Origin of the sequence: Pyrobaculum calidifontis JCM 11548, assembly GCF_000015805.1 — an archaeon.
In the GTDB taxonomy this organism is placed as follows: domain Archaea; phylum Thermoproteota; class Thermoprotei; order Thermoproteales; family Thermoproteaceae; genus Pyrobaculum; species Pyrobaculum calidifontis.
Genome location: NC_009073.1, coordinates 308,266 through 334,811, shown reverse-complemented (window position 1 = coordinate 334,811; position 26,546 = coordinate 308,266). Strand labels below are relative to the sequence as shown.

29 protein-coding genes and 3 tRNA genes are annotated in these 26,546 nt (G+C 55.9%); 24 read left to right on the top strand and 8 right to left on the bottom strand.

The window, feature by feature from the left end:
* Positions 1-83 precede the first annotated feature (83 nt).
* Both PCAL_RS01875 and PCAL_RS01870 read left to right on the top strand, forming a co-directional pair.
* Complete coding sequence (locus tag PCAL_RS01875; RefSeq protein ID WP_011849040.1) at positions 84-1,355, top strand: MFS transporter; 1,272 nt, start codon at positions 84-86, stop codon at positions 1,353-1,355.
* 473 nt (positions 1,356-1,828) lie between these two features.
* The gene (locus PCAL_RS01870) at positions 1,829-3,439 is read left to right on the top strand and encodes an SLC13 family permease (protein WP_011849039.1); all 1,611 of its coding nucleotides are present in this window, start codon (positions 1,829-1,831) and stop codon (positions 3,437-3,439) included.
* Here the strand turns inward: PCAL_RS01870 and PCAL_RS01865 are convergent.
* From PCAL_RS01865 to PCAL_RS01855, 3 genes are read right to left on the bottom strand one after another with little or no spacing between them, the layout of a single operon-like run.
* On the bottom strand, positions 3,423-4,364 hold the full coding sequence (locus PCAL_RS01865) for a helix-turn-helix transcriptional regulator (protein ID WP_011849038.1): 942 nt from the start codon (positions 4,362-4,364) through the stop codon (positions 3,423-3,425). The genes PCAL_RS01870 and PCAL_RS01865 overlap by 17 nt on opposite strands.
* Positions 4,365-4,389: 25 nt before the next feature.
* Positions 4,390-4,884 carry a hypothetical protein gene (locus PCAL_RS01860; RefSeq protein ID WP_193322813.1) on the bottom strand — a complete coding sequence of 165 codons (495 nt, stop codon included), beginning with the start codon at positions 4,882-4,884 and terminating at the stop codon, positions 4,390-4,392.
* On the bottom strand, positions 4,881-6,017 hold the full coding sequence (locus PCAL_RS01855; RefSeq protein WP_011849036.1) for an AAA family ATPase: 1,137 nt from the start codon (positions 6,015-6,017) through the stop codon (positions 4,881-4,883). Before PCAL_RS01855 ends, PCAL_RS01860 begins: the two co-directional genes overlap by 4 nt.
* 694 nt (positions 6,018-6,711) lie before the next feature.
* Here PCAL_RS01855 and PCAL_RS01850 point away from each other — a divergent pair.
* Positions 6,712-8,493 carry a hypothetical protein gene (locus PCAL_RS01850; RefSeq protein WP_011849035.1) on the top strand — a complete coding sequence of 594 codons (1,782 nt, stop codon included), beginning with the start codon at positions 6,712-6,714 and terminating at the stop codon, positions 8,491-8,493.
* 56 nt (positions 8,494-8,549) lie between these two features.
* Here the strand turns inward: PCAL_RS01850 and PCAL_RS01845 are convergent.
* Positions 8,550-8,634, bottom strand: a tRNA-Leu gene (locus PCAL_RS01845).
* A gap of 510 nt (positions 8,635-9,144) precedes the next feature.
* The gene (locus tag PCAL_RS01840; protein WP_011849034.1) at positions 9,145-9,321 is read right to left on the bottom strand and encodes a preprotein translocase subunit Sec61beta; all 177 of its coding nucleotides are present in this window, start codon (positions 9,319-9,321) and stop codon (positions 9,145-9,147) included.
* A gap of 105 nt (positions 9,322-9,426) precedes the next feature.
* On the opposite strand from PCAL_RS01840, the gene PCAL_RS01835 reads away from it, so the two are divergent.
* Positions 9,427-10,161 carry a sulfite exporter TauE/SafE family protein gene (locus tag PCAL_RS01835; RefSeq protein WP_011849033.1) on the top strand — a complete coding sequence of 245 codons (735 nt, stop codon included), beginning with the start codon at positions 9,427-9,429 and terminating at the stop codon, positions 10,159-10,161.
* An 85-nt stretch (positions 10,162-10,246) separates the two neighbouring features.
* Here the strand turns inward: PCAL_RS01835 and PCAL_RS01830 are convergent, their stop codons facing one another.
* A complete protein-coding gene (locus tag PCAL_RS01830; protein ID WP_011849032.1) occupies positions 10,247-10,906 on the bottom strand; it encodes a hypothetical protein in 660 nt (219 codons plus the stop codon).
* A gap of 110 nt (positions 10,907-11,016) precedes the next feature.
* Between PCAL_RS01830 and PCAL_RS01825 the strand changes: the two genes are divergently transcribed.
* The 4 genes from PCAL_RS01825 to PCAL_RS01810 all read left to right on the top strand — a co-directional run bounded on the left by PCAL_RS01825 (position 11,017) and on the right by PCAL_RS01810 (position 13,323).
* Entirely contained in the window at positions 11,017-12,204 is a 1,188-nt protein-coding gene (locus PCAL_RS01825) for an MFS transporter (RefSeq protein WP_193322812.1), read from the top strand.
* A 39-nt stretch (positions 12,205-12,243) separates the two neighbouring features.
* A complete protein-coding gene (locus PCAL_RS01820) occupies positions 12,244-12,681 on the top strand; it encodes a CBS domain-containing protein (RefSeq protein ID WP_011849030.1) in 438 nt (145 codons plus the stop codon).
* Positions 12,682-12,709: 28 nt separating this feature from the next.
* The gene (locus PCAL_RS01815; RefSeq protein ID WP_011849029.1) at positions 12,710-13,123 is read left to right on the top strand and encodes a universal stress protein; all 414 of its coding nucleotides are present in this window, start codon (positions 12,710-12,712) and stop codon (positions 13,121-13,123) included.
* Between the two features lie 95 nt (positions 13,124-13,218).
* Positions 13,219-13,323: transfer RNA gene (locus PCAL_RS01810), tRNA-Ala, on the top strand.
* A 3-nt stretch (positions 13,324-13,326) separates the two neighbouring features.
* Here PCAL_RS01810 and PCAL_RS01805 read toward each other — a convergent pair.
* Together PCAL_RS01805 and PCAL_RS01800 are read right to left on the bottom strand one after the other, a co-directional pair.
* Positions 13,327-13,929, bottom strand: coding sequence for a hypothetical protein (locus PCAL_RS01805; RefSeq protein WP_011849028.1), 603 nt, complete (start codon positions 13,927-13,929; stop codon positions 13,327-13,329).
* A gap of 12 nt (positions 13,930-13,941) precedes the next feature.
* Complete coding sequence (locus PCAL_RS01800) at positions 13,942-14,163, bottom strand: hypothetical protein (RefSeq protein ID WP_011849027.1); 222 nt, start codon at positions 14,161-14,163, stop codon at positions 13,942-13,944.
* A gap of 74 nt (positions 14,164-14,237) precedes the next feature.
* Between PCAL_RS01800 and PCAL_RS01795 the strand changes: the two genes are divergently transcribed.
* From PCAL_RS01795 to PCAL_RS01720, 16 genes are all read left to right on the top strand, one after another.
* Positions 14,238-14,361, top strand: a tRNA-Gln gene (locus tag PCAL_RS01795).
* A gap of 132 nt (positions 14,362-14,493) precedes the next feature.
* Complete coding sequence (locus tag PCAL_RS01790; protein ID WP_226951981.1) at positions 14,494-15,168, top strand: hypothetical protein; 675 nt, start codon at positions 14,494-14,496, stop codon at positions 15,166-15,168.
* The gene (locus PCAL_RS01785) at positions 15,165-15,755 is read left to right on the top strand and encodes a hypothetical protein (protein ID WP_011849025.1); all 591 of its coding nucleotides are present in this window, start codon (positions 15,165-15,167) and stop codon (positions 15,753-15,755) included. The genes PCAL_RS01790 and PCAL_RS01785 overlap by 4 nt, the downstream gene beginning before the upstream one ends.
* Positions 15,748-16,047, top strand: a complete 300-nt coding sequence (locus PCAL_RS01780) for a hypothetical protein (RefSeq protein WP_011849024.1) — start codon at positions 15,748-15,750, stop codon at positions 16,045-16,047. The genes PCAL_RS01785 and PCAL_RS01780 overlap by 8 nt, the downstream gene beginning before the upstream one ends.
* Entirely contained in the window at positions 16,044-16,748 is a 705-nt protein-coding gene (locus PCAL_RS01775) for a nucleotide-binding protein (RefSeq protein WP_011849023.1), read from the top strand. The genes PCAL_RS01780 and PCAL_RS01775 overlap by 4 nt, the downstream gene beginning before the upstream one ends.
* Positions 16,745-18,274, top strand: a complete 1,530-nt coding sequence (locus PCAL_RS01770; RefSeq protein WP_011849022.1) for a type II/IV secretion system ATPase subunit — start codon at positions 16,745-16,747, stop codon at positions 18,272-18,274. The genes PCAL_RS01775 and PCAL_RS01770 overlap by 4 nt, the downstream gene beginning before the upstream one ends.
* Positions 18,275-18,304: 30 nt before the next feature.
* A complete protein-coding gene (locus tag PCAL_RS01765; RefSeq protein WP_011849021.1) occupies positions 18,305-18,544 on the top strand; it encodes a hypothetical protein in 240 nt (79 codons plus the stop codon).
* Complete coding sequence (locus PCAL_RS01760; protein WP_011849020.1) at positions 18,531-18,869, top strand: hypothetical protein; 339 nt, start codon at positions 18,531-18,533, stop codon at positions 18,867-18,869. The genes PCAL_RS01765 and PCAL_RS01760 overlap by 14 nt, the downstream gene beginning before the upstream one ends.
* Positions 18,870-18,898: 29 nt before the next feature.
* Positions 18,899-20,095 (top strand): hypothetical protein, encoded by a 1,197-nt coding sequence (locus tag PCAL_RS01755; RefSeq protein ID WP_011849019.1) that lies wholly within the window; start codon positions 18,899-18,901, stop codon positions 20,093-20,095.
* A gap of 30 nt (positions 20,096-20,125) precedes the next feature.
* Positions 20,126-20,572 carry a hypothetical protein gene (locus PCAL_RS01750; protein WP_011849018.1) on the top strand — a complete coding sequence of 149 codons (447 nt, stop codon included), beginning with the start codon at positions 20,126-20,128 and terminating at the stop codon, positions 20,570-20,572.
* 31 nt (positions 20,573-20,603) lie between these two features.
* On the top strand, positions 20,604-21,560 hold the full coding sequence (locus PCAL_RS01745) for a hypothetical protein (protein ID WP_011849017.1): 957 nt from the start codon (positions 20,604-20,606) through the stop codon (positions 21,558-21,560).
* Positions 21,561-21,588: 28 nt separating this feature from the next.
* On the top strand, positions 21,589-22,068 hold the full coding sequence (locus tag PCAL_RS01740; RefSeq protein WP_011849016.1) for a hypothetical protein: 480 nt from the start codon (positions 21,589-21,591) through the stop codon (positions 22,066-22,068).
* Positions 22,065-22,415, top strand: a complete 351-nt coding sequence (locus PCAL_RS01735) for a hypothetical protein (protein ID WP_011849015.1) — start codon at positions 22,065-22,067, stop codon at positions 22,413-22,415. Before PCAL_RS01740 ends, PCAL_RS01735 begins: the two co-directional genes overlap by 4 nt.
* A 1-nt stretch (position 22,416) precedes the next feature.
* Positions 22,417-23,082: a hypothetical protein gene (locus tag PCAL_RS01730; protein WP_011849014.1), complete on the top strand. Its 666-nt coding sequence runs from the start codon at positions 22,417-22,419 to the stop codon at positions 23,080-23,082.
* A 243-nt stretch (positions 23,083-23,325) separates the two neighbouring features.
* A complete protein-coding gene (locus tag PCAL_RS01725) occupies positions 23,326-26,052 on the top strand; it encodes a hypothetical protein (RefSeq protein WP_193322811.1) in 2,727 nt (908 codons plus the stop codon).
* The gene (locus tag PCAL_RS01720; RefSeq protein ID WP_011849012.1) at positions 26,040-26,546 is read left to right on the top strand and encodes a hypothetical protein; all 507 of its coding nucleotides are present in this window, start codon (positions 26,040-26,042) and stop codon (positions 26,544-26,546) included. Before PCAL_RS01725 ends, PCAL_RS01720 begins: the two co-directional genes overlap by 13 nt.

The following is a 26,546-nucleotide window of genomic DNA, read 5'->3' as shown; positions in this document are numbered from 1 at the left end:
TCACAGGCGGAAAGCCCGCCGTCTGTTTTCCAAAGGCGGAAAACCCGGCGATAATGTATTTATCTTACTCAAATAATTAACATATGGACAAGTGGACTAGGGCCCACTGGGAGCTATTCGCCGTGGTCTCAGCGAGCTTTTTCCTAGACGGCGTCCTCTTCAGCCTCGTCCCAGCCACGGTCTACCTCTTGCCCGGCCTGGCGGACTACGCCGTGTACATATTCGCGGCGAATTCCCTGGCCTTCATGGCCGGGGCGCTGGCCCTCGGCGCCTTGACCGACAGAGTGGGGAGGAGGCTGGGCCTAATCGTCTCGCTGTCGATATATACAGCCGTAGCCTTCGCCTTTGTGGCCTTGTACTGGGCTGGATGGATTAACTTGGCCACGGCGCTCTTGGTCACCTCGCTGATAAACTTCGGCGTGGGAGGCGAGGTGGGGCCAGCCTACGCCGCCATCGCCGAGCTCTCCCCGCCATACCTCAGGGGGAGGGCCATCATGTTGGCAACCAATTTCTGGAACATCGGCGCCGCCGTCATAGCGGGCCTCTCTCTGTGGTACAAGGAGCTGGCAGAGGACCCGGGCACCGTGGTGCTTAACACCTTCTACTCCGCCCTAGCCCTGGCCGTGGTTGTCTTCTTCGCGCGGCTCCACCTCCCCGAGTCGCCCCGGTGGCTAGCCGCAGCTGGGAGAGTTGCTGAGGCTAAGGCCCTTGCAAAGAGGCTGTTGGGGACAGAGGAGGTGAACCCCGCCACGCTTGAGATAGGCCTGGGAGAGGCTGTGAGGAGGTACTTGTTCCGCCTATCCGTGTTAATCACTGTGACAGCCACCCAGCTCGTGACTTACAACATAGCCGCGTACTATTCGCCATATGCCGAGGGCTTCGCCTATGGGCCAGAGTCGGCCCCCGTGGTGATAGCTGTGGCAAACCTCGGCGCGTCGCTGGGCGCCTTCTTGTTCATCCCCCTAATAGATGCCTCTCGGAGGGCGGCGCTCCTCTCGGCGTTCCTCGGCGGCTTTGCCACTGCGGTAGGCCTCGCGGTGGTGCACGGGGCGCCGCAGTGGGCCTATTTGGCGGTCCTCTTCTTCAACCTAGTCTTCTCCGAGTGGGCGTGGGCCTCGCTGAGCGCCCTGGAGAGCGAGCTATTTCCCACGGGCGTTAGGTCCTCAGTGGTAGGCCTCGTCACGGCGTCTGCGTGGCTTATAAACACTGCGGCGGTGTTCACGGAGGGCGTCCTCACCGCGGGCCAATTCCTAGCCCTAAACGCCGCCATCTGGCTTATCGGCGCAATGGCCGCCACCACGTGGGCACTGAGGGGAGTGGAAAGCGCCAAAAGGAGGCTAGAGGAGCTAATCTAACGATCGGCAACGCTTTTACACAACGCAGAAGTTCAACGAAGTCCTCCAAGCAGAGGACGGAGAGACGCTGGACAAGCCTCAAAATTCCCCGTCTCTATGAAGAGCTTTGCGGCGGCCCTAAGCTTCGGAGACAGTATCTCAATGGCGTCTCAGTCCACATTACTAGACTCCACAGCTTATTTACACTATTTAGAGAGCCTAGAAGTGATGCGCCACCAAGCAGACATCTTAAGGAGGCCTCTGACGAGGCCCTCTTGGCCAATCTAATTAAGTGCCAAAAACCAATGCCTTATAAATGCCGGCCCTCTTAGCTACTTCGTCGGTAGCCATACTCCGAGAAAACCTCAGCTACGGTGCTTAGTATCCTTTCAACGCCTCTTTCCTCCTTGACACTCTTGTTCACATTACGCATCGAGGCGTATAATGGATACGCAGCGGCGCAACTCTTATATCAAGGACTGCGGTGGTCACGCATGGATTTTCACACTGTTGTCATTTTGGCGGCTCTGTTCGCAACCGTGGCCGCTTCTCTGAGGTATAGACCAGACGTAGCGGCCTTCACAGCCCTCATGGCCCTTGTCCTAGTGGGAGTCTACAGCCTCCAGAGTGCCCTTTCTTTTCTAATTGCGCCAGCCGTAGTCGTGTTGTTTGGGTCTATGGTGATAAGCGGCGTAATTGCCGAGTCGGGGCTTTTAGATCTGGCGGCTGGGTCACTCGCCAAGCGGACTAGGCACATGACTATCTTGGCGGCAGCGCTTTACGTCGTGGCCGGCGTCGCCTCGGGCTTTGTATCCGACGTAGCCATAGTTTTAGCCTTGTCCGCCCTCGTGGCTGAGACCGCAAAGAGGCTGAAGACGACTCCGGTGGCATACGTCCTCCCCCTCGCCTTCGTGGTCGCGCTTGGAGGCAGGCTGACAATGATTGGAAACGCGGGCAACGTAATCCTCCTCAGCACATACCCACAGACAACTGGCGAGGAGGTCGGCATATTTCAATTCACAGAGCCTGCGCTGTACTCGCTGCTGTTGGCCGTGCCACTCTTCGTCGCTATTGCGAAATACGCAGAGAAGATAGCCCCATCAGTCCCCACAGCAGCAAAGAGCGTCTTAGTTAGAGCCTTAGTCGGCGAGAGCCTCGACGGCGCATGGAAGAAGGAGGTGGAGACCAGGGAGAGAGTGAAGATTCTTACAAAGAGACGCGTGCTTAGGCGCGGAGATGTCCTCTTAGTCAAAGTGCTGACCTCCGACATTCCGGCCAGGCTTAGGTCTAGAGACCTCCAAATTCTCCCCCTAGGCGAGGTCAAGTCAGACCACATGGAGTTTTTAGTCGTGACACAACGTTCTAGGCTCGTGGGGAAGAGCCTCGCGTTGGAGCCAGTGCACGCGGCCTTTCCCGTGGCCGTGGTGGGAATTGTGGCAGGCGGGCCTGTCTCAAGCCTGGAGACCTATGTCTTTAAGCCAGGCGACGAGCTCCTAGTGGCAGGCGACGAGAAGGCCATAGAACGCCTAGCCGCGTACTACAGACTGGAGAGAGCGAAGTCGCCCGTGAAGACTTTTAGGCCTAGGCTAGCCGCCTCCGGGCTCGCCGGACTGGCCGTCGCGGTGGCGCTTAGCCAATTCACAGACACGGCGCTCGCCTTTATAGCGGGAACCTTTGTCGCATTGGCAGGCGGCGGCAGAGCAGTGGAAAGGCTATACCAAATGGTATCATGGGAAACCCTCATCTACGTAGGCTCCTTCATAGGGATTGGACAAGCCGTGGCACAGACCGGAGTCCTACAGCCCCTCGCCCAGTATCTAAACAGCCCCACGACGGTCTTTGCCACAGCCATACTAGCCACAAACACCATAGGCCTAGTGCCCTCAGCCGTGGTGCTAGGGCCCCTTATAACAAACCAAGCCGCCCTCATGATGTACATACTCGGCACAATGCCCATACTACTCCCCTTTGCACACCCCGCAGTCTACCTAGTCTACAAAGAGACCGGGCTACCTCTACGAGACTACCTAAAACTCTCGGCGCTGGCCACCGCCGCCGCAGTGGCCACGACGCTGGCCGGAATCGAGCTCAGCCAACTCTTCTAACAAAATTCCTGCCGCCTCTCTTCTCCACGATGACGAGACCCGCCTCTTCCAGCCGCCGCACAGCCCTAAACACAGTGGTACGCGGAATGCCCAAGTCTCTGGCAATCTCAGACTCATAGGCGCCGCCCCTCTCCCTCAGATAAGCCAAAATTCTCTCATCTACCTCAGAGAGGCCGCCCACAGTAGCGCCACCCCCACCGCCGCGTCTCCCTTTGACAAAGACGGCGGCCAGAGCCGCCAGGGCGGCGGCCACGCCAATTGCCAGCAAAAGCTGGCCGCTGGGCGAGGGGCTACCCGTTGAGATAGGCCCGGCGGGGGTCGCTATAGGCGGGGCCGCGGCAGTCGGCGATACCACGCTTGAGGGGGACGCCGTGGATGCTTGAGTGTGCGGCACATTTACAACAGGCGTCGTCGTTGTTGTGGCGGGGAGGGCCGGCGTGATGCTCTGCGCAGTAGCTGGGGCGGGGCTGGGGGGCGTAGACGTTGGGGTGCTCTGCGGCGTGGATGCCGGGGGCCGTGTGACATTTGACACCTTGGCGTAGGCTAGGGCGCCGGGGCCCTTGGCCACTATAATCACGTCGTTACCCACCTTGGTGAAATTCAGCACGGTTAGGCGAGGGAGGGCCAAGACGCCAGCCTCGGCCCATATCACGAAGAGGTCGGGCGTAGTTAGGTTGAAGTAGAGAAAGCCGTCCAGCTCCCCGAGCCTGGGCACGTACTTGACTGTCACCACGCCCCCGCCCCCCAGAGGCACCACGACTCTGTCCCCCTCGAAGAGGAAGGGCACAGGCACCCCGTCGAGGGCGACGTAGGGCTTGGCGAGGGGAGACGCCGGGAGAGAGACGTTGGCCACAACCCCGGCTAAGGTGGCGTTGAGCAACAGGAGGACTGTGCCATTTGCATACAGCAAAACAGTCCACAGCATGGCGGAGAGCAACGCCCAAAATATATTAGTTACCCCCCAACCTCTCCACAATCGCCGTGCCGACTTTCCGCAGAAGGGCGGCCACGGCTTCTCCATTAAATAGCTCCACCAGAGCGATGCAGGCCTCGCCGCTTTTTACCCTCCTTACCCAATTTACATCGTTGCACCTTTCTCTCAAATATCTGCAAATAAACGCCTCCTCAATCCTGGGGTCAAACACCACAGCTACCACGCTCTGCGAACGTCTAAAAACGCCCACATAAATCCCTTCTACAACTCTCTCCAGGTCAAAGTTCTCATCTATGTACTTCCTAGCCGGCCCTACCTCATAATCAATTATGACGAGGACATTGTCCTGCGGAAGTTGCTTGAGGATGTTTAGTATCCTATCGCGTCCACTCACTCGACGGTGAATTACTCTGGGGTTTACACCGTGAGCCGCGCGTAGTATGTCCACCAGCTTCTGCGCAAAACATGCGTTAGCATAACACTCCGGAACCACGGTCAACTCCATTCTCACGTAGAATATTTAGCGACAACCTCCCGCGGCGGCATATAGAGCAGATCTTCGGCTGTGGCAAGGTCTCTGGCGAGCTTTCCGACGTCCACTTCCCACGCCCGCGTCAGCCCCTCCCTATCCCTGGCCACGTAGTAAGTCTTCAGCTCCTTCACTCTGTCCCACAGCATTGAGACAAAGAGCGGGTTGTGAGTAGTAACGACTACGTACATGTGCTCCGCCGCCCGGGCCAAGTAGTTGGCCAAGAGGGAGAGGAAGTAGGGGAATACGTGCGCCTCAGGCTCCTCGAGGAGTACGACGTACCTCCCCTCCAGCCCGTAGAGCTTTACATAGTTCATGGAGGTCCTCACCGCCATTAAGTAGTACAGCGTCCTAAACACAGCGTCTGACACAGAGGAGGACTCCACCTCGTAATCCCGGTCAAAGACCACCACGGCCCCAGACTGTAGAAACTTCACCTCGACGCCGACTTCCAGCTCCTCCAACGTTGCATTTAGCTCAACCACCACGTCACGCACAGACTTAGCCAACGCCATGGCGTTCCACCCAAGCTCACTCAACACGTTCTTGGGATAAGGCACAGACTGCTGACCCCTCAGCCTAGCCACAAATCCGCAGGACAGACGGGTTTCGCAGTGAGGAGAGGACAAGCCATACCTATCGTAGCCGTACAGCCTAGCCTCCATAAGCGGCTCATTATTTGCAGCACGCCGCAACGCCGACAAAAAAGACGAAAAGTTGAGAGCCATTAGAATAGGAAGACGAGCCAATATGAGGTCCCAAGGCACAGAGACGCCGTTGAAGACGGCTTTAGGGCTACCGCCGCTGTACTGTAGCTCCAACGCCGCTCCTTTCCCTGGCTCTGGGGCCAGCTCTATAAAGACCCTTTTCGTAATATCGCCGTAGGTAAACAGCTGTTGCGGGGCAGAAAACCTGGCCAAAATAGGCAACGGCTCGTACGCGGAGGTCTGTACATCGTACTCGTCGCGTAGAAATCTGGCGAAATAGCCCACTAACGCCGCCGCGTCTAAGATGTTGGACTTTCCGCCGCCAGGAGGCCCAATGAGAATAGTGAGTGAGGCTAGGCGTAAATCCATGTGCCCAATGCTCTTGAAATTCTCAACCCTTAATAACACGCGAAAATAGGAGGACCAGCATATATACTTCTCTCACATGCAGAGGAGTATGCGGGGGGTGGGATTTGAACCCACGCAACTCCTCCACATCCGCCTTGAACATCTCTACGAGGCGGTCGTCACAACCGAGGTCGGCGAAGGAATGGAAGTCAGCAGCCATCACTGTTTCGGCAAGGCCTAAGCGTCTCTGGCCCACGAACACCAAAGCAATCCTCTACGTTGCGTAAAGCCCCAGCACCCCGGCACAGCCGCACCGACGGTGAGGTCCACGGCCCAACCTATTTAAATTGAACAAAATGCCTACCTAGCTCCGGGTAAGGCCGCCTTGTGGTGCCGTTTTTCAACGGCGAAGTTGTGCCCTACCTACCCGTGACACGGGTGAGTAAAGCGCCTCTCTGCCGAGGGGAGTCGGCTAAAATTCGTCGGCCTACCCAGAACACGGGTAGGCACAAAGCGGCAGGGATAAAGAGCTCGCCGCATGGCGCTTAGGCCTCCGCCACGTCTCGCCACTAAGCCAGAAAAATGTCTATGCGGCCAAGAGCCGCCTAGGAGCTCGGCTATTGAGACAGGGTTACGAACTTTGAAGGAGCTGTGGAGAGAGACCCTCCATGCATGGATTGTACCTTTGTTTGTTCAACATGGGGGGTGTGTTGGACGGGGCATGGCTTGCAAAAGTGAACCAGGAATATGGGAAATGGAGTGTCAACGCCAGCTGGAGGGGTACAGGCGCTATGTCGAGTTGGCAAGGTTTAGGAGTGGAAAGTGCCGCCTCCCCGGCCGCGCGTGCGGCTACGCCGAAGCCGATATACGGCTGATGTGGCAGTACATTGAGGACACGGCGCCGCTTTGTGGCAAGCTCATCAGGACGCTGGCCGTGGTAGAGGAGAAGTTTAGGGGGCTGGGGCTTGCGGGGCTGAGGGGCAGCTATAGAGTGGGAGTGTCGAGGCCGGACAAGTTAAACCCAAACCGCAAGATCGTGACACTGTACCTCGAAAGGCCGGTGTATGCCACAATAGCGCTGTGGGAGAAGAGACTGTATGTATACTACGACAACGTGCCAATTGGCGATGAGTTGAGAGGACATAAGTTGAAGGAGGTAGCATGGGAGGCCAAGCAAGCTGGGATACCAGTTGAGGCCTATGACGTAGACGAGGAGTACAAGCGGCTTTGGCTAGAGGTGCCGTTGCCAAAGCTTGTGTCGAGACTACTCGGTGGGAGAGACAAGGGACCAGTGGTGCTGTTTAGGAACTTGGGCTGGCTGTTGAGTGATGACTGGAGGCGGGAGATTAGGCATGCCGCTGGCAACTTCGGACAAGTCGCGGTGAGGCTATTCGACTGGATTGCCCTGGCCGAGTACGCGGTGGTAAGGGGGATTGCGCCGAAGGCGCCGCTGGCGTTTAAGCTGGCAATTCGCAAAGTGACTAAGAGCGGGGGATGTGAAAACCCCACAGTCGATGCACGGCCTATTGACACAACGGCGGAGGCCATCCAAGCCGCGTACGAATGGTTCGGGATAAAGCTGGGTAAGACTGAGGAAGTGCTCGTCCGTGGCTATGCCGCGTTGAAGGCGCTTAGGGAGGAGACCTTCAAGCGCTATGGCAAGATGTATGTCGTCAACGATGTGGGGGCGTGGATTGCCTTTAGCAATGTGGTCGACATGTTAGTCATCGGCGACGGGTATATTACGCCGGTAGAGCTCAGAGTGGTTGCTAAGTCGGTGCTAAGAGCGACGTTGGAGGGAGAGACAACGCTTGTAAAAGACCTGGCTAACGCAATTGGTGGCACGGCGGTCGGCAAAGAGGTGAAGTTCCAGAGTTGGCACATGCGCCTGCTCTTGCCGACGCCGCCTACGCCAGCGTTTGAGAAGACTGTCAGGCTGTTTGAAACGCTGGCGAACTACCCGGCGGCCGCCGTGGTGGAGCTCAACGACACTACATACATGCTTACGCATAACGGCGGCGGTGAGTTTGCAATCGGGAAAGGTAAAGGAGTAAAGCTGTACGATGCTGTAAACAGACTGGGGCTGAAGGCGAGGTTTAAGAGGAACTTGTTGTTGCTCTCCTACACTCAGCTTGAGGAGTTGGCAAGGCTAGGCTTCGTCGTGCGTTTGTTAAACGACGCAGAGAAAGACGCCATAAAAGAGGTGAAGCCAGTGATGTCCACAGCTGATGTTGAAACTATTAAACGTGTACTTGAGGAGATGGCCAAAATGGCGAGGATCGTCATGGCAAAAGACCGTGGACGTGTATATATCAGAGTGATACCGTACGACAAGTCCAAAGTAGAGGAAATAGTAGCCAAGCTAAGGGCAGTGGGGATAAGAGTCACAGTACTACACAAGAAGAGGGAGGTAAGAATTCACGAGCGAAGGTCGGTGGAAACAATCCGTGAAATAGCCCCCGCTCTTTTCGCACTCTTACACCGCTCGCTTCACTTTGCCGTTGCTCCCCAAGAATGTTGCTCAACGCGAATGTAGGATAATATACGCTAAGTCTGTCTGGGGTCTCTGAGAAGATCAGAGTTAATGTGGCATGCGGGGGGTGGGATTTGAACCCACGCAGGCCTGCGCCACAGGGACCTGAACCCTGCCCCTTTGACCTGGCTCGGGCACCCCCGCCGATAGTGAATACACACGGGGTTTTAAATTTTAACAGGGCGTTGGCCATAGCGCCTTCATTGAAATAGGACGTACTTCTCGTAGCCTCTCCACATGCGGTTCAAGCGTCTCTGCACAACATAGTCGCAATAACTCATTTGAACGTCTGGTACCGCCTTGGGCCCCGAATCCAAGGGCACGCCCCGTCTCCTTTAAAACGCAGAGTCGCTGGTCTCTACCTAACGCTCTCGATTTCATAACGCTTTGGTAGAGAATACGCTCAACAGCGCCGTTTCCCACGACGTGTCTCACAAGAGCAAAACATAGAAGTAGCGAGAGAAGGATCACCTCGTAGCTAGTGCTTAAGTGCGGAAAGCCGATGGGGCACTTGGATTAGCGACTCAAAGAGGGGCGCCGCTAGTGGGCGAAGATCGATGCCAAATCTGTTTTAGGCAGGGCCGTTAACGATTTTTGATTGATGTTGCTGGTTAGGAGGAGTTGCTGGGTCTTCTCGCGGGGGCGCTAGGATGACTATGGTGGCGGTAGTAGTAAGTTTAGTGCGAGGATGGCGGCGATTATTGCCAGGGATATGGCAATGGCGGCTTTTGGGGACAGCTTTATTTTCTCAAGTTCCCCCTCTTCGCTGAATTTTATGAGGCCTGCGGCTACGAAGGGGTTTAGGCCTTCGTATTTCCTCCTCCTGGCCATGTGGCTTACTGGGGGTGGGTTTTTATTTTTTCAGTCCATGCGATTTTCTTCATTTTCTGGCTATCGGGGTTTCATCATTTTTATAGGTATGCTTGTGGGGCTTTTATGTTTGTTCCCTTTCTGGCAGGCCTCTTGGGGGGCCTTCTGGGTCCCCTTATTGGAGTTGGCGGCGGCGTCGTGATTGTGCCTTTGTTGAACTTTTCTGGAGCCTCCTTCCAGTCGGCGGTGGCGGCTAGCCTATTCTCTATTGTAGTGACGTCTTTGACTTCCATTTTTAACTACCGTGGGCTGTTGAATTTCCGCCTGTTGTGGAGGTACATGGCCCTCTCGGCGTCTGCCGCAGTTTTAAGCGCTTTGGCGTCTGTCAAATATTCGGGGGAGTGGGTGAAGCTGGCTTATGGCGTCTACCTAATCGTGGTGGGGGTGGTTCTGCTTGTCGAGGCTAGGCCGAGGAGGAGGGCCCCTGTCCTCGGCTACTTGCTCATTTTCGCTGGTGGGCTTGCCTCTGCCTTGTTCGGGGTCGGGGGAGGGACTGTGTTTGTGCCGGCTTTAGTCTTGGCTATGGGCTTCGACGCCAAGGCGGCCGCGGCGTCTAGCATGGGCATTATTCTGCCTACTGCGGTTGCGTCCACTCTCATGTATGCCTCTCTCGGCGTGTTGGATGTGGTGCTGGGGGTGGCCGTTGCCTTGGGTAGCTTCATCGGCGCCTTCGTCGCCAGTAGGTACATAATGCCGAGGCTGAAGTCGCAACACGTTAGAAAAATGTTTGTTGGCTATGTCTTCGCAGTGGGGGCCTACTACTTGTTCTCCACCGGCGCTCTCCTCTTCAGCAGGACATAAGGTGTAGTTGAAGTCCGCCGTGTAGCTTTGTGGCAACGGATAAGTGCAGAGAACTTGTGATCCGTCCAACGGACCAGGTCGGCGGTTACGGAGTTGTCCTGCCTTGGCCTTGTCTTAGGTTTTCCAGTGCTGTTTTTACCCACTTGTACCAGTCGGAGTATGTGGTATCTCTGCCTGGAGTGAAGGGCTCGTATACCACGTAGGTCGTGTCGTATCTGAATATGGCGACGTAGATGGGCGGCCTTGGCGCCGCGGGTTGCCCCCCGAGCGGCCTATATGTGCCGTAGGCGGTGGCTACTTCGTCTGCCAGTCTGGCGGCTTGGTCGACTCTCGGCGACTGGGCGGTGGCGTTTGTGAGGACTCCCCTGAGGTAGTCCTCTGGCTTTAGCTGGCCTGTGTAGAGGAGGGATAGGTACTGCCGCGTGGCGTTGTCTGTGGCCCAGGGGGCTAGGTAGACTGTGTAGCCTTGCGCGTCTTTTAGTAGTTGGTTTAACACGGATAGTAGCTCTTGCCTATTGGGCGCGCCGATTTGGTCTCGGTAGCCCACTACGACGACTCCCTCGTTGCCGCGGCTCACCTCTATGCCGACCTGCGCCGCGGTTGTCAATATCTGCTGTCTCTTCTGGGGGTCCTCCCAGTAGGGCTTGAAGAGGTGCTCTCTCTGATAGGCGCCTGTGGCTAAGGTGGCGAAGAGGACGCCGGCGGTGATGGCTAGTCCAAGCGCGAAGACTACCCAGTTGTTCATCCGCCGCCTCTTTACAGCTATTTTTAAGGTTTGTGCCTAGAGTCAGATGACGGCAGACGTTTGTGGGACGCTATTCATACTTATAAGGGGGTGGGGTGTGTGACGGCTTCGTGGGCATCTCAGAGTGGTTTAGGGGGAATGTGGGAGTTATGATGATTTCTTGGTTTTTGTTCGCCATCTCTGGGTCTTTGACTATGCCTTACATGTCTAAGTATATGCATATGCTGGGGGCATCCGACGTGGAGATTGGCGTGGTGAGGTCTCTGGGGGCCTTGGCCGTCATGGTTACGATTCTCCCTGGGGGCGTCTTAACCGACGTGATTGGGCGGAAGAGGGCTATTGTGGTGGGGACGTGGGGAATTAGCGTTGTACAATTCTTCTACGCGTTGGTGCAGGACTGGAGGCAGTTTGCCGTTGTGTACGTCGTGGATTGGGCGTTGCACTTCTACCAGCCGGCGCTTACGGCCATTCTCTTGGATTCTCTTCCCCCTGAGAAGAGGGGTGGGGGTATGATGCTCACCGCTGTCCTCCCCCAGATCCCCTGGCTTTTCCTCCCGCCGGTGGGCGGTTTCCTCTTGGACTCCTTCGGCTTGTTGGGCATGAGGCTTTCCTTCCTCTTGTCTGGGGCCATTTCCACGGCCGTGGCTCTGCTTCGGATGAAGGCACTCCAAGAGACTATAACGCCTAGGCGCGCCGTCTCTCTTAGGGAGTTGTTGGACTCTTACGCGTTTTGGCGTGGGTTTGCCTCTCTGCCCCCCTTCATGGCCTATGTCACATTTCTCGGTTTTACTAGTAGCCTAGCTGCGGTCTCTTTGCAGACTTTTGGCGTGCTCTATGCGACAAACGTCATTGGGATTGATAACACCTCTTGGGGGGTTATCAACAGCGCGGCGACTGCTGTGGGCATCCTCTTCGGCTTTGTGCTTATGCCAGTTATCGACAAGGCGCCGCGTGTCCACGCCCTGTTTTCCGGCCTATTGCTCACGGCTGTTGGCTACTTGATGTTGGGGGTTTGGCACAACGTGGTTTCGCTAGTGGCCTCGGCCATTATCACGGGGATTGGCTTTGAGATCGCTATGTCTATTAGGAGGGCCTTGGTGGGCGACTACATAACGCCGGATAATAGGGGGAGGGTGATGGGGCTGACGCTGGCGTTGGAGTATCTAGGCTCTATCGTGGGCGGAGTGGCCACGGGGTACATCTACGCCGCGTGGCCCCATGGGGCATTCCTCTTCTCAAGCGTCATACTTTTTGGGTCTGCGATCCCCTTGTTATTCCAAGTTTTAGCCAAGCGCTGAGTTCAAAAATCTTTATTAATATAAGCAAATCCTTTATCTATGAAGGCGGAAACAATAGCGAGAAGGCCTCCCATTACTGCCACTCCTGATGCAAAGATAAAAGAGGTGGCGCGTATCATGGCCGAGAAGAAGATTGGGCTTGTGGTTATTGTGGACAAGTCTCAGCCGGATGTGGCCGTGGGCGTCGTCAGTGAGAGGGACATAGTAAGAGCTGTGGCAAAGGGGGTTAACTTAGACGGGCCCGTGAGCGCCATAATGTCGACGCCGGTGATCACTGTGGAGGGGGATGAGCCTGTGTGGAAGGTGGCCGAGGTCATGAGGCAGCACAACATACGCCACGTGGTAGTCACAAGGGGCGGGAAGCTATACGGCGTAATTTCGATAAGAGATTTGGTGGCAGAGGAGCCCGTGTTGAGGAGCTTGGTAGAGTTTGGCAGAGGCGAGCGGCACGAGGAGTACGCCCCCGCTGGCGATTAATTTTTTTAAGTAAGAACTACTTTTCTTTATGGAGCGGATAGTTGTAGGCTATGACGGCTCGGTATACTCAAAAAAGGCCTTGGAGAAGGTGAAGGTCTTGGCTGAGAAATTTGGCTCAAAGGTGTACGTAGTCCATGTAATAGACACGGCGGTACTCTCTCTATCAGACGTATTTGCCTCTCCTAGCATACTTGCAAGTCTTAGGGAGAAGGCCGATTACTTGGTTAAGGAGGCGGTTCAACTGCTGGGCGGCAACGCCGAGGGAAAAGTCTTGGAGGGGGACCCCGCCCACGAGATTGTAAAATTTGCGAAAGAGGTAAACGCGTCCCTCATAGTGCTGGGTTCCCGCGGCTTGTCTACCATTAGGCGCGTGCTCATGGGAAGCGTCTCCTCGAGAGTGGTACAAGAGTCGCCAATAGACGTGCTGATAGTAAAGGGGTAGTCCCATTTTTTCACATTTTTCTCCTTTTGGCTAGGTCCTCTTGAGCGTTGGGCACCGCCGTTGAAAACTTTTAAACCGACATATACGAGGCGTTGGGGCCGGTAGTCTAGCGGAAGGATGCCCGCCTTGCAAGAGGCCCAGGAACGCGGGTGATCCCGGGAGGGAGACCCCCGGGAATTCGAATCCCGGCCGGTCCACCATCTTTACGCAGTTTTGCCGTTTGTGGGACATTCGTCAAGGCAGGGAGGAACGGGGGCGTCGAGCTGGGTCTGGGGCACCACTAGGCGATTGCCGATTTTCACGCCGTGGTTGGCCGTGCGCATGGTTTCAAAAAGCGCGTTGGCTAAATGGTTTAGCACTAGGATGGCTTTCCTGCCTTCTTCCACTGCCGTAATTCTCCTCTCTACCCACCTTACCCACGCCCTGGCGCTGTTCACATAGCCGCAACACTCGTCTAGGCAGTAGATCCACCCTAGGGGCGTGTCTGGTAGCAGGGGCTTTAGGCAGTGTATCCCTTTTTGAAGCATGTGGAGGCTTTGGGCGAAGTACCTCTCCTCTCCCGTGGAGAGGTAGAAGCCTAGGTTTTGCAGAGACCAGTACAGCCGGGTTAAGCACTTCCTCTGTCTTTCGCACTTCAGGGCGGCTAGGTTTAGATACGCCAACGCGGTTTCCAATGCGCCGAAGACTTTTATAATTCCAGAGGCCTTAGAGACGCAGAGCGGCTTCCCAAGCCAGAGGACCTCGGTATCCCCCAAGTCGCCTGAACAAGAGCCGAGAAAGATACAGGGTTTTGCAACTCTGGGCACACTGTATTGTGGCTACTTTTTAAAATCTATGCTCGCAAAAACGGCGGCGGGGGTGCTCTTCACCACTCGCCACAAGACTTCCTCAACTCCTTTGACGTACTGCACGCGGATTGTCCTGCCTTCCACAACTGGCGCAACCGCCCCTCCCAAGTTCTTCAACTCGCCAGCCAATCTAGCGTAGATTTGCCTAACTAAATACTCTGACGTCAAAGTTATAGAGATTTCCCCGGCCATAAGGGGTATGCCCAGTGTCTATATAAAAGTTTTCTCCGCGAAAAGTTTAAAAACGCGGCGGTATAAAGGAGGCGAGCCCGGTCGTCTAGCGGCCAACGGGGAACCCGGCTAGGGATGCGGGGCTCTGGATCCAGGGAGGAGAAACCCCGTGGCCCGGGAGGAGCAAGCCCGGGAATTCGAATCCCGGCCGGGCTACCACGTTTTTACAATGCTTCCCTAACTCTTCGCTGGGTTTTCCTCATTAAAGTTGTATATTGAATCCGCCTCCTGTGTCGTGGGTATGTAGGCGCTAGCTTTTATGCGTATGTGGTTTTAAGCTTATTATATCTTGTGAAGGCGAGAGTTGACCCCTGCATATTTCTACACCGGGAGCCCAGGGATTGGGTCGAGTTACTTGGGAGAGACTTCGTAGAAGTTCTTTTGGAGAGGCTTAGCCACGTCGTCAATAGCGTGGACGAATTAGTGGATTATATCTTCTCTAATCCTCGGGTTGCCCACTTGGTAGTGAGGGGGCTTCGAATCGGGGGGAGGTTTAGGGATGAGTGGCTCCTCTTTGCCGAGGGCGGCTATGTCCACCCTGGGGCCAGGGCGGCGTGGCCGTATGTAAAAAACGACGTTGTGCTTGACGTGAGGGTGCAAGTGTCTCCGTGTTATCTTTTGACGTCGCTTACGTCGGGGGATAGGAGGTATGTGTGGCGGAACAGGGCTTCCGCGTTGTTTAAGTGGGTTTCTGATGTGCCAGAGTCGCGGCCTTGGGAGGTGTTTAGAGAGGCTTTCCCTCGCTGGTTGAGGGAGTTGGCTTGGGAGAGGGGCTACGCGTGGGTGGCGTGGACGAGGTGGCGGGATAGGAGGAATGGCCACTTGGCAGAGTGGCTGTACTGGCTTGACACTGGGCGCATGCCGCACATAGACTTCATGATGGGGAGGCGTGCTGTGTGCAACTCGTCGGGTTGTACAACTGTTCAAGCCCCCCGTGGGTTTGTACAATTCGGCGTGTCGGCATGATCGCGAGGGTGGAGGAGGTGGCCAAGGCGCTTGGGGAGGGGTGGGCTCTGCGGTGGGGAGAGGCGCCGGTCGGCGGCGTCTACATGCTTAAGGAGGCCTACATGTGGAGGCCGGAGGACGTGGAGCCGTACTGCAAGAGGCCGGAGAAGCCCATTGTCATATACATCGTCGCCTCTGTGGAGGGCCTTGATGTAGTTTACTCCAGGGTGAGGCCGGGGCCCCTCAGCTGTCCAGTGGCGACATTTGTCAAGAAGTATAGGTGGAGCGACGTTCGTACTGCGGTAAAGAGCTTGGTGGAGTTTATCACCAGGGTGGAGAGAATTCCCTACTTTCAGCTTAACCCAGAGCTTCTGCGTCTAGCGGGGCTGTGTGGCGAATATCCGCTTGTCTGTGACGACCCATTTGAGGTAATTAGGCGAGTGGCGGCGCCGCGTGGCGGAGGCGCCCGGCGTCTGTCACAGTCTCGGCCTGTGCTCGAGGAATTGGTGAAGGTGTTGAGGGAGAGACTGGAGTTTGACGCCTCGTTTGAGGAAGTGGTGAGGCGCGTGGTTGAAGACCCCGAGAGACTTAGGGCGTGTTATGCTTGATGAGGCTACCCTCGCCATGTTGAAAGAGTTGGAGAGGGCTTGTGTCAACTCTGAATTTTACAAGGCCAATAGAGACCTCTGCATAGCGGCGCGCATCGCCTTGCTCAACATCAAGGGAAGGGCAGTGAAGCTCCGCCCCTCTCTCCTAGGCCTAGAAGAGCTATCTGATCGAAAGGCCGCCTCGTACGTAATTGAGGAGATCAAGAGGGAGGTGGGGCCTGTGGCAGACAGCGAGAGCATAAAGGAGGCCGCGGCGGCTGTTGTATATAGGAAGCTGAGGGAGCGCATATGAGGCCTGTAAAAGTAGTAGTCATAACTTCGCTCGACGGCGGCGTGGGCAAGACTACCTTGGCCGCCGTGCTCTCTGTGGCAAAGGGGTACACGCTCTTGGTGGACATGGACTGGGAGAAGGCGGATTTGTCGCAGCTCTTCAGAGCCCCTAGGAAGCCGGGGTGGCTTGCCCCATACATAAACGGGTCAATGCCCTACGTCCACCGCATTAACCCCATGCTCTACCTAATCCCCGGCTTTGAGGCTTTTGAGGCCTACCAGAAATTCGGCGTAGACGTAGTAGAGGACTTTGAACAGGCGCTGTTGGAGTGGGCAAGGGTTATGCCTAAGCTTGTACAAAAGCTACGCCTCCCGGTGGACACGGTGGTGATAGATACCACAGCCGCCCTCCGGACGGAGGTGTTAGCCGCACTGCAGAGCTCCGGCGTCTATACAGTCTTTATGTCGGATAGAAGGCTTATATCCCGTATTTCTGACGTAAAGGCGGAGCAGTACCGCAGGTACATGGCCTATTCGAGCTTGGTGGTGGTAAACATGGTTGAGAAAGAGGAGGTTAGGGTGGCGAAGAAAATTGCCCCAGTGGTGATTAAGCGGGTTAAGATTCAAGAGTTCTCTGGCGAGTCTGTGGCTGACGCCGTGTTAAGCGACAGGGAGAATAGAAAGGCTGTGGACACGATATTGATGAGGCTTAAGGCGGTATGATCTACGCGCATGCCGATAGGGGCTTGACATCTCGATGTGTTCTAAAGAAGGAGGGCGTTATCGTGGACAGAGGAGTGAGGACCGACATATGTATCACCGACGACCTCATGTATGTTGTGGTAGATCCAGAGTTACCCGACGAGTTGCAGACGGCCTTGTTGCTCGTGATGTTCCGCGGCGCCGTGCCGCCGGACGAGAGGGAGTACCCCCGCGTGATGAAGTCAATAGCAGAGGGCCTGGGAGATAGGGCGATCTGGGCGCTTTACAAGGACTACAGAGAGGTCGTTCATTACCTCTTGGACAGGTGGAGCGGTGCAAGAGAGTACGCCGGGTATGGGGCGCTGGAGGCAATGATGCGCGACCCCTTTCTAACTGAGATCGTAATTCCGCAGTCAGTGGCGCCTGCGGCTAAGTTCACATATGTGCCTAAGACTCTGCGCGAACAGCTGGACTACATCAAGTTTCAAATGTTGGAGCTGGGCCGCTACAGGCGCGTAGTGGCTGTGAGAAATGAGCTGAGGTTGCCCACTAACATTGTAATTCCAGAGCCGCTGATGTACGTCGTAGTTAAGCAGCTGGTTCCCTCTCTTACCATGGACAAGCCGTTGCTCACCCGGGAGGACCAAGTGTATAAGGCCAGGATTGCGGCTGACCTCTTGGAGTACAACGTCAATATTAGAAAAATGTCAAGCGTACCGAAGCCCTCCAAGGCGTTGTTAAAGCCATATTTGACGAGGCCCAGGTTCGAGGAGTCCAGCGCCGGGGTCACCTACGGCGTTGAGGGCCTTGAGCTACTCGCCTTGGCCTCCCTTGTGCTTGAGACTAGGGGCGGCGTGATTTTCAGCGGCGGGATGGGCTCTGGCAAGACGACGCAGTTGAACCAGCTCCTCTACCTCGTTCCCCCGTGGGTGCAAGTGGTGGCAGTGGAGCGCGGCGCGAGGGAGATCTGGGCTCCGCTGGAGGGCCAACTCCTACACCTCTCCGTCCCCAATGAGGAGAAGCTGTGGGCCGCGCTAGACCAGGCGCTTAGATACGGCACTGTTCACACGGTGGTGGCGTTGGCCGAGGCGAGGACGCCAGCCGAGCTGAGGACCTTGGCGAGCTACAAGCTCACTGGCCACGGCGCCTTGACCACCATGCACGCAGAGACTGTGAGAGACGCAGTGACTAGGATCGTGGAGGCCGAGGCCCCGCCGGAGGCCCTCGACTCAATTCTCGTCATTCAGTTATCGGCCGTGGCAGGGGCCAGGTATGTAAAAGAGGCGAAGGCCTTGGCGGCCGAGGGCAGAGAGGTGAAGGTTGTGGACGTTTCGCAACTGACGCCGCGCCTTGCCGCATATGTCCGGGAGATGTACGACGTGGAGTTGAAGCAAGAGCTCGCCCTGAGAGTAGAGGCCGTCTTAAAGGCGGCGGAGTTCGAAGACCCGCTTGAGGCTAGGAGGACTATCGTGGAAATGCTCTGGGGAAAGAGGCTGGACTTTAAAGCCGCTGTGGCCGAGGAGGCTAGGAGGTTTGGATACACCTAAACCTTATCTCCTCAGCTCAAAGGGACGAACATGCTGAAGAGGGCTAGTCTGGAGAAGCTACTAGACGGCGGAGGAGACGGGGGGAGGGTGGAGGAGAGAGGGCAGAGCTGGGTGGAGTGCCTCGTGAGAGCTCTCTCAGAGATGCCTCAGGATGTTGCCAAGAGGATACTAGAGGCTGTGCCAAGGGAGGCCGTCTTAAAGACCCTCTCGGAGAGAGACGACCCCTATGTAAAACTTGCCCTGTTGCTGTTGGCCAATGTGCCGCGTTGAGAAGAAGGCGGTTAAGAGCGGCTTTACTGCGAGCACGGCGCGTTGGATTTGTGAGCTCGCTGGAGAGCTCGGCGTTGACGAAAGGCGGTTTTACAAGGCCGTGGCTAAGCTCGCTAAAAGCGGTATATGGCTAGAGGAGGAGGACTGGCGAATAGCCGCCAAGGCGGTTGACTTGAGGAAGTACCTAGAGATGGTCGTTGACTACATTCTCCGCCGCGTGTCCTCAGGAGCCTCTGTGGAGGAGGCGGTGAGGGAGTTGCCCAAGGCGGTGGAGAAGGCGGGTAAGCTGGCCCACATACGCGAGGTGCTTTCAAACTTAGTCTAAGTTTTTTCCTCCCCCTCGCCGCGTTTTCCATGGACAGAGAGGATTTCTACATGGTTGTGGCACCCATATTTGCCACATACCTCAGCGTGTCGTCTGGAAATGAGGCTTTGAAATACACCTCGCTTAACGCCGTGGAGCTTAACGAGGAGGAGGCGCGCCGCCTCTTCGTGGCGTCCCTAATGCCAACCCCCTCTACCCAGTTCCTAGAGGACAAGAGCGAGGTTGTCAGGCTATACGGCTTTGCCCTGGCGCAAGAGGAGGCAGGCGTCGACAGAGGCGTAGTAGTCTCCACGTTTCTAGAGTCTGTGAAGGCCTTGGCCGTGGCTAAGGTGGAGGCGCGGGTTAGGCTTTTCGAGTCAATCACTAGCGCCCTCGGCGCCCTCTTCCTCCTCCCGCTCTTCTTCCTCTTCCTGTGGTCTATTGGCGTATTCTCCGTGGACCCGGCGCTGATACTTGCCACAATTGCGGCCACGGCGCTGGCCGCGGGAGCCGCAGTGGTTTTGACATCTCCACAAGACCTAAACCCCCTACGCGTCTACAGCTGGTCTATCCCCCTCGGCATTTTGGCGGCGGTGCCCCTAGGCCTTTTGGCCTCTCCTCCGCTAGCCCTTGCGACATTTGGCGTCGTTGCCCTTGCTTGGCTTAAGGCCGGGGATAGGCTGTGGTGGTTTCAAATACGTAGAGAGGTTCCGCCGATGCTGAGGGCAACGGCTGCGATGCTGAAGGAGGGCGCTCCGCCGGACGTAATCTTGGCGCGTCTCACGTCTAAGTTTAAAACCGCGGCCAAGGTGGCCTACGGCTACTATATCCCCTCGCGCTACTTCGTGCTGGCAAAGAGCATGTATCGGGCCATCACCGAGGCTGGCGGCGTCTTTGCAATAAAGGCTGTCGAGTATATACAATCCATCGTGGACATAGAAGCCAGCGCGGTGAGGAAGATGGCTAAACAAGCCGCTGCCTTTTTCCTACTGTTCACCGCCGCGGTGCTGGTGCTGGCATTCTCCGTGGCTACGTCCGTCCACGCGCTTCAGGACTCCTCCGCAGTGAACCCCTTCTTCACTCCCCCGCCCTACGACGAAGTTCGAGAAGTACTATCCAAAGGACTGTCCCTCGTCACGGCGTCATATGTCGCAGTTTTTCTAATCCCAATGGGGCTACATCAGGCGGCGCTCATCGGCGGCACAGCTGGCCTCTTAGTGGAGCAACTCCTCCTACAAATTCTCTAAACTTTTTCCGCAATAGAACAACGCGTCCCTATGCCAAAACTAAGAGGGTTAACCACAGTGGAGTCGCTACTAATAGCGGCCGCGTTCATAATAGTGGGAGTAATAGGAGTACTAACATTCCAAGGCATTGGCAAATCTGCCGCAGAGTCTCTAAGGGCTAACGCCATAGTAACTGCAGACAGGGGAGGCTTCGATGTAACAATAGAGGTGCTAAATGGAAAACTAACGGGGATATACCTCAGGTACGGCCCCTCCGGCGGCGCGCTACAACTACTCACCACGGGGAGCTGCATAACGTCGACTACTACCAACGCGCAGCCAAATCAGTTAAACCTAGTGGCCGGCCAATCGGCGACGTGTAGATTTCAAGCGTCGCTTACCGCTGGTCAACAATATACCTATGTGATATACGCTGTAGACACTAGCGGTAAAGCTGTGCAAATAGCCAAGGGAGTTGTCACAATAGGAATTTCCTAAACTTTTTCCCCTTAAACACGGGCCCTTTTTCATGAAATACCTCCTATTCCTGCTACTGGGCGTATTCACAATGGCAGGCTTGGTTAGTTGGTATCCGCCACACGCCTTGCTGATAAACGCCTACCCAGTAAATTCAACACATTTCACAGCTCAAGTGGGCGGCAAAGTGGTATATCTTAGGCAAATTGGCCTATCGTTCTTAGGCTCTCCTCAAGAGGAGAGGGCAGTCCTCTACTACCTCTCTGAAGCTTGTAGATATATAGCAATCGACGTACAGGAGGCGACCAACTCGTCAAACGACTTTGCGGAGGTTTGGAGTGGGGACCTCTACTGTTCGCCAAATGGTACGACATGGCTGTGGCTTAAGTGGCTACCACTTAGGTTTTCTGCTTATGCCTCCAGCATAGAATTTGCAGACGCCAACTTAACCACGTATACGCCAGTGGGAGTTTTTTCAGGTCATGTGCCCGCCGGGTGGTATTTAGACATAGAGAGCAAGACGGTTTTGAGAGTACCCCAGACTAACATCTCCCTCATCCAGAGCTATCAACAGCTCCAAGCCGAGTTGCGGCAGTTGCAGAAAGTGGTAGATGAGCTAACGAGAAACTCGTCTAACGCGGTTGCCCTTGTGGCACAGCTTAGGGAGAAAGTGGCGGAGCTACAACGCCAAAGGAGAGAGCTAGAGGAGGCTCTGCGGCTGAGGGAGTCGCAGATAGCCGCACTCACCTCTCAACTTGCCTCCGCGCGCCAAGAGGCAGAGGAGTTGAAAAAGAGGCTTGAAGAGGCGCAAAAAGAGCTGGAGAAGGCAAGGGCTCTTTTGGCCGAGCTCAATAGGACAAATGCTGCTCTCCACGCAGAGCTCGCCCAACTGTCAGCCGAGGTTAGGACTGAAGAGAGCGCACAGCTCCCCATACCCCTTTTAATAGCAGCGGTTGTGGCCGGCGGAATCGTTGCCTATATACTCTACCGCCGCAGGTCGTCAGAATGAGGGTAGGAAAGGTCGAAGGCGTGGGGCTATGGAGGACGTAGTGGCCGCAACGGCGTTTATAGCGGCCCTGGTCTCACTGTTCCTTTACGCAGTGGCTGTGGCATCCCAATTTATTGAGGTAAAAATAGCGGAGTCGCCGCTTGCGCCGGCAGGCGATGCGCCGACTAGGAGGGTGTATGTGTATGCAACGCCTACGAGCTCGCCGCTTATTTCCTCCAGCCTTCCTGTGTCTGGCTTTGGACTAGTGGCTGTGGAATACGAGGGAGACGTGGAAGAGCTTAGGAGGGCTTTAGGCATAGGAGGTGTGCTCGTCGCAGTATTCGAAATATACCCCGGCGGCTATAGATGCCGGCTTGCGCCCGGGGTGAAAAGCGTGCGCATAGGCGACGATCCCTACACGGGCCTGTGGTGTCCCCCGCCGTTTTCCAACGCCACTGTCGCTGGCTGCTCGCCTGTGGGTATAGCCTCAAGAGGCCGCTGGCTTGTCGTTCAATACAGTTGCCCATGATCGCCGTTAGAGATCTCGTAATATTTGCAGGCCTAATGGCCCTAGTTGCGGCTACGATCGCGTCGCTCTACCCCGCGCGCGAGGGCTTTTCGCCGCCGATCCACTGCGGAGACTGTGCCTACAAGCTCGTGGGCCCTTACACCGTGGTGCAACGCGACTACTACGCCGCTCTTTTGCTAGGAGAGAGGGAAGTAGAAAAGTTCGCCTGGGCCTACCACACAAGCGGCGCGCCCTTCCGCGTAAACGAGACCCTGGCTTGTACTCCGCTTTACGTGTGGGTCATCGGCGGCGTGGCATTTGTCAGTTGCAGCCCCAGCGAGCCGAAGATGGGGAAGAGGCTCTGGTGATATGTGGTCCACCGCCTTTGGCCTAGTGGCTCTTGCCGTGGTCTTATTCGTGGCCACATACGCCGCGCTACATACGCCGACTTTAGCCACAGTAAATCTGGCAGACCAGCTCTACGCGGCCAAAACAGCGTTGAATATGCTCGACGCCTTCAACGCCTATGCAAACTACAGCGCCTTTCAAAACGCCGCTCCAAACGCCGTCTTAGTCAAAGACGTGGTTGTGTGCCCCCCTGGCCTAGGTAAGCCTCTGGCTGTGGCTGTGCCAGTGGGCTACAAGCTGTCCAGCGAGGGCAGAAATGTGCGGTACCAGCTCTACGTCAACCTAGCGTCGTGCCGCAATGTTACAACCCCGTGGGGCGAGCCTGCGGCTCTCTACGAAGTAGAGCTGATACACTCCCTTGACTTTCTACCATGGCTAGACGTCGTCGCCGTCCCTGTCGAGAATTTGACCCAGTACCTCCTTTCCATCAACTACGGCGCCCCCCTCTTGGGACGATTATCTGCATACCCAGCAGCGAAGGCGCAATGGGCTATGGTGTACTATGGGAATGTCACAAAGCTCTACATAGTGGCCCCCCAATCCACTCCGCTGATATACATAGTGGACTATCCGCTCCGCCTCCCGCTGGCCTGTCCCGAGGTAATTCAAAGGCTTTTTTCTTGCTAAACTTAATCCTCCCCTCCTCCGTAGTAGGACATGCTGTGGCTTTTCCTCACCCTGGTAATCACGTTGGGCACTCTAGCGTCGCCACTCTATGCGGCTATAACTATAACATATGTGGGCAATTTTACATACAAGACGACGGACACTGTACACATCAGTTTTAAATTTAACACCATTGCCCCTGCATACGGGGACCTCGTAAGTGTTGAATATCCGTACGGAGCTACAACTACTAGTGTGTGGGATGTGGAATTTCTAGACTTGCGTAACCGCGCTTGGCCAACTGTTAGAGTCTTCTCAACTGCTTGGGAGGGGAGGTGGGATAGAGACCTTGTCTACGTGTTAAACCTCTACTACTTTGCGCCAGGCCAAGATTGGGTTTTAGAGCGTTACAGGGTGGATTGGAGCGGCTTAACCCTATATTTTTGTAAAGTGGTTAAGACGCCGAATAGAGTGAGCGACACAATAAAGTTTGAGACTTCGAGGAGCCAGGTGCAGTTCTTTGATTACAGGTCTATCAAGGTCTCTCTTCCTATTCAATATCGCGTGCCTTGGTACTGCGACTATGTTGTAAAGGACCTTTGGATTTGCGGCGGCTCCCTATGTTTTATATCTTTTGACGAGCAGAACACCTATAGCGTAAGCGCCCCTAGCTCGTGGCACGCCGAGGAGATCAACGGCTTTAAAGCTGGCGACGTAGTTAAATGGGGCGGCGTTGAGGCAAAAATACCGAACCCGTGGACATACCGCAATGCTCCATTTCCATCGTCTGGGAGCTTTTTGTACGACATCTCAATCTCGGTGACAGCTGAGCCGGAGCTGTGGGGCTCTGTCGAACTGGCGCCGCCGCGCGAAATTCCGCTGTATATTTCCCGCGCCGTTTTTGGTAAGCCAACCGACTGCAGTCCGCCCTTCTGTTTTTTAATAAACAGCGTTGGCAATTCCACCTGGGTGGGAACCCACTGGGTTTGGAACAGTACTATGTACTCTGCGGCATTTAAAACAAGCTTTAACCTAAGACCGTACATAGCCTTTGCCCCATCAGCGTTGCGGCCCGCGCTTACGCGCGGCATCTCTATAGAGTTGCCCCTTGGCTCGGCCGTAGGCTTCAGAGTTGCCGTCCTCTGGGAGTTAGACATGGCCGCGCGCCGCGTTTGGATCAACTCTGCGCTTGGAACATTTTTGAGGGCGGCTGGCACAGACGGGGCGCTGATAGACTACGAGGAGGTGAGCAAGAACAAGAAACTTGCATACTCTACGCCACCGCTGAGTACTGGACATGGAGTTAAATGGGCCGAGCTTCAAATCGCAGTAGACGAAAACACGCGTGCAATTAAGACGGCGTGGTATTCGCCCCCAGATCCCTGTGCCCAGTGGCCCCAGCAGATCTTCACATGCGTCTATAGACAGCCCGTCTTCACCAAGGTCAATGGGGTGTGGGTAAGCTACGCCAGAGTGGGGCCGCCAGGCAGGGGGTGGCCCATGAGGTGGCTGGAGCTTGTAGACTGGTTAATTCCCTACTCCTTCCTAAATGGGCGCGGCACAGACCTCTTGTCCATGCTCTATGGAGATTACGCGCTCTTCTACGACCACGTATACCGGCTTAGGACGTGGGCATTTAACCCAGCCACGGGCGACTTCGACGTGCCAAGCGAATTGGTCATACGTGGTGCACGGGTCTCCCTCGTGAGCTTGGCCACCTCCCTCGGAGAGTACAGGAACACCACGAGAGACAACGCAAAGCTGTTCTACTACACCTCAAGCCCCTACTACGGCCAATTCTACAACTACCTCTTCGAGGGCGTGTCCAACTGGGAGCTCCCTGCCGGGTGGACAGACGCACTACCCCTCGGCCTCGCAGGCATGTTGTCAAATGAGACTTCGCCGTGGCTTGTGTCACTAGTGCCAACTACGGCGTGCACCTCGCCGATATGCGTCGACATAAAGCCAACGCTGTGGGGCCCCACTCCAAGCCCCGTGGCAGATGTGGCACTGCCTGGCGCTGGGTATTCCCTGCTGATAACATACATAGGCGAGCCGCGTACAGTTACGGTACGTATATACGTCGAGAGGGGGCAAATCCTCCAGAGAACCGCCTCCGGAATAGCTCACGAGCCCATATGCAACGCCCCACTTGCCACCGTGTCAAAGACGTGGGTCCCCCTCGACGGGGTATATGTGGGGCCTGGCTGGTGGCTTCCGTATAAGCCGCTGGCGCCGTGCGAAAGCGCTCAAATCAACGTGAACTCTATATACACAACGCCAGGCAACTACACAGGGCCCGTGCTAGTAACAATAGAAGAGGCCGAAACGGGGAAGCGGTACCACTTCGCATTCATTGTAACCAACGACGTATCGTTGGAACTGCGCTCGACCAGCCGCGCGCCCCCGGTGTATACTGCAAACGCAGAAGTCCCGCTAAACACCACCGCGTTGCTGTACCTGGGCGGCTCGCCCTACTTCCACGGGCTACCTGGAGCTGGCGAAGGCGGTAGGAGATTCGCCTTTAGATGCGTCACGACGACGGTGTCCGGCCGCTCATACGCCGACGTTGCGCAAGGGGCGGCCCAGCTGTCAGTAGCGGGGGACTTCTGGGGAGAAGTGGAGATCTGGATAAAGGCAAGAGTCAAAGAGGTCCAAGTGTTGCCCATTTTTGAGGCGGCGGATCCAGAACGCGGCTTAGTCAAAGTAAGCGGGGGCACTGGCGTCGTGGGCTTCGCCTTCTACCTCTTCAGAGATGGCACATGGGTACAAAAAGCGGCGGTCGCCGGCTCATGTGCCGTCGTAAATGCCTCAAAGATTGCGCCGTGGGACCCCGTGCTAGTTTTGCCAATAGTCGACTGGAGGGCCTTCGTCTACCCCAACGGCGAAGCGCAAATCCCCAGGCCCCGCGCGGCGTTGCTCTCAAAGACATGGGCTGATCTTCCACAGACGGAGACCTCAACGGTAGAGGCGTGGCCGTGCTCACGCTGAGGTACCTCATACTAGTTGCGGCGTCTACCGCCGCCACCGCGGCCGTGGTCGCCGCGGTGTTGCTGGCGATGCAGTACGCAGACCCCTACACTAGGACAGTGGCAGAGTCTATTGCGGCAGAAAAGGTCGCGTCGTCGCCGCGGCCGCTCACCCTCCAGACGTTTAAGGCATATTACATCTTTGAAGACGGCAAGTGGGTTCTGAGGAGAAACATCTCCGAATCGCCGCATCTCCCAGTATATATACTCGCCGTAGGCCAATGTGAATATCCCACAGCGCTGTTGAATAAGACCTACACGCATAACAACGCCACAGTCCACGTCACTTACTGCTCTTACGTACTTCCCACAGTTGAAGTAAAAGAGGTTGTAGAAGTGCGGCACTTCGCCGCTATATGCCGCGAAGGCACTCGCTTTACCACGGAGGTATATGTACAACAGCTCTTATTAGCCACTATCCCCATGGTTGTCAAACTCGTCTTAGTAAAGTGTTGA

What these genes read in the sequence shown, in the direction of transcription:
- PCAL_RS01875 (WP_011849040.1), top strand. Translation starts at nt 84, where the DNA reads ATGGACAAGTGGACTAGGGCCCACTGGGAGCTATTCGCCGTGGTCTCA.
- PCAL_RS01870 (WP_011849039.1), top strand. Translation starts at nt 1,829, where the DNA reads ATGGATTTTCACACTGTTGTCATTTTGGCGGCTCTGTTCGCAACCGTG.
- PCAL_RS01865 (WP_011849038.1), bottom strand. Translation starts at nt 4,364, where the DNA reads ATGCTGTGGACTGTTTTGCTGTATGCAAATGGCACAGTCCTCCTGTTG.
- PCAL_RS01850 (WP_011849035.1), top strand. Translation starts at nt 6,712, where the DNA reads ATGGAGTGTCAACGCCAGCTGGAGGGGTACAGGCGCTATGTCGAGTTG.
- PCAL_RS01840 (WP_011849034.1), bottom strand. Translation starts at nt 9,321, where the DNA reads ATGGCCAGGAGGAGGAAATACGAAGGCCTAAACCCCTTCGTAGCCGCA.
- PCAL_RS01835 (WP_011849033.1), top strand. Translation starts at nt 9,427, where the DNA reads ATGTTTGTTCCCTTTCTGGCAGGCCTCTTGGGGGGCCTTCTGGGTCCC.
- PCAL_RS01830 (WP_011849032.1), bottom strand. Translation starts at nt 10,906, where the DNA reads ATGAACAACTGGGTAGTCTTCGCGCTTGGACTAGCCATCACCGCCGGC.
- PCAL_RS01820 (WP_011849030.1), top strand. Translation starts at nt 12,244, where the DNA reads ATGAAGGCGGAAACAATAGCGAGAAGGCCTCCCATTACTGCCACTCCT.
- PCAL_RS01815 (WP_011849029.1), top strand. Translation starts at nt 12,710, where the DNA reads ATGGAGCGGATAGTTGTAGGCTATGACGGCTCGGTATACTCAAAAAAG.
- PCAL_RS01800 (WP_011849027.1), bottom strand. Translation starts at nt 14,163, where the DNA reads ATGGCCGGGGAAATCTCTATAACTTTGACGTCAGAGTATTTAGTTAGG.
- PCAL_RS01785 (WP_011849025.1), top strand. Translation starts at nt 15,165, where the DNA reads ATGATCGCGAGGGTGGAGGAGGTGGCCAAGGCGCTTGGGGAGGGGTGG.
- PCAL_RS01780 (WP_011849024.1), top strand. Translation starts at nt 15,748, where the DNA reads ATGCTTGATGAGGCTACCCTCGCCATGTTGAAAGAGTTGGAGAGGGCT.
- PCAL_RS01775 (WP_011849023.1), top strand. Translation starts at nt 16,044, where the DNA reads ATGAGGCCTGTAAAAGTAGTAGTCATAACTTCGCTCGACGGCGGCGTG.
- PCAL_RS01770 (WP_011849022.1), top strand. Translation starts at nt 16,745, where the DNA reads ATGATCTACGCGCATGCCGATAGGGGCTTGACATCTCGATGTGTTCTA.
- PCAL_RS01765 (WP_011849021.1), top strand. Translation starts at nt 18,305, where the DNA reads ATGCTGAAGAGGGCTAGTCTGGAGAAGCTACTAGACGGCGGAGGAGAC.
- PCAL_RS01760 (WP_011849020.1), top strand. Translation starts at nt 18,531, where the DNA reads ATGTGCCGCGTTGAGAAGAAGGCGGTTAAGAGCGGCTTTACTGCGAGC.
- PCAL_RS01755 (WP_011849019.1), top strand. Translation starts at nt 18,899, where the DNA reads ATGGACAGAGAGGATTTCTACATGGTTGTGGCACCCATATTTGCCACA.
- PCAL_RS01750 (WP_011849018.1), top strand. Translation starts at nt 20,126, where the DNA reads ATGCCAAAACTAAGAGGGTTAACCACAGTGGAGTCGCTACTAATAGCG.
- PCAL_RS01745 (WP_011849017.1), top strand. Translation starts at nt 20,604, where the DNA reads ATGAAATACCTCCTATTCCTGCTACTGGGCGTATTCACAATGGCAGGC.
- PCAL_RS01740 (WP_011849016.1), top strand. Translation starts at nt 21,589, where the DNA reads ATGGAGGACGTAGTGGCCGCAACGGCGTTTATAGCGGCCCTGGTCTCA.
- PCAL_RS01735 (WP_011849015.1), top strand. Translation starts at nt 22,065, where the DNA reads ATGATCGCCGTTAGAGATCTCGTAATATTTGCAGGCCTAATGGCCCTA.
- PCAL_RS01730 (WP_011849014.1), top strand. Translation starts at nt 22,417, where the DNA reads ATGTGGTCCACCGCCTTTGGCCTAGTGGCTCTTGCCGTGGTCTTATTC.